Annotated in this window: 1 protein-coding gene; it reads left to right on the top strand. The window is 66.5% G+C overall.

The window, feature by feature from the left end; translation table 11 throughout:
- Positions 1-57 precede the first annotated feature (57 nt).
- The coding region (locus ALA01S_RS31285; protein ID WP_157119454.1) for an IS630 family transposase at positions 58-785 on the top strand (728 nt) is incomplete at its 3' end.

The raw sequence follows: 785 nt of genomic DNA, 5'->3' as shown, positions 1-785 counted from the left end.
TACGACATCCTGCAAATAGCTTTCTTATAAAAGTCCGTGATGTAAGCTCCGCGCCCCATGGGACGAGGCCGCCAAGCACAATTCGTCAAGCTTTCGAAGAAGGAGCGCAACGCGCTGGAAGCATTGGTGCGCCAGAGCACCGCGCCACAGCGCGATGTCGTGCGGGCCAAGATCGCACTGATGGCTCACGAGGGCCAGACGACGGCGGCGATTGCGGCGTCGTTGGGGATGTCGCTGCCCAGCGTGTCGAAGTGGCGCGGCCGCGTCGCCAGCCAAGGCACGGCCGGCTTGCGTGAGGTCCAGCGTCCCGGCCGACCACGGCGCATCGGTGAGGCGCAGCGGCTGCAACTGCTGGCCCTGGCGTGTGAGCCGGCCGAGGTCCAAGGCCGCAGCACACCGACGCTGGACGAGTTGTGCGAGCGTGCGATGCAGCAAGGCGTGGTGCCGCACATCAGCCGCAGTCACCTGCAGCGCATCTTGCAAGCCGGTGATATCCGCCCGCACCGCGTGCAGCAGTGGCTGCACAGTCCCGACCCGCAGTTTCGCGAGAAGGTCAATGCCATCTGCGAGCTCTACCGCCAGGCGCCCAAGGGCTCGGTGGTGCTGAGCATCGACGAGAAGACCGGCATCCAGGCCATCGAGCGCAAGCATGCCGACCGCGCACTGCGGCCCGGTCGTGCACGCCGCCGGGAGTTTGAGTACATCCGCCACGGCACGCAGGCTTTGATTGCCGCGCTGGACGTGCATTCCGGCCGGGTGCTCGGGCGCTGCAGTGATCGCCGAAC

This window comes from Azohydromonas lata NBRC 102462 (assembly GCF_001571085.1).
GTDB lineage: Bacteria > Pseudomonadota > Gammaproteobacteria > Burkholderiales > Burkholderiaceae_C > Azohydromonas > Azohydromonas lata.
The sequence above is the reverse complement of the archived record's forward strand: the minus strand, read 5'-3'. Positions and strand labels throughout refer to the sequence as shown.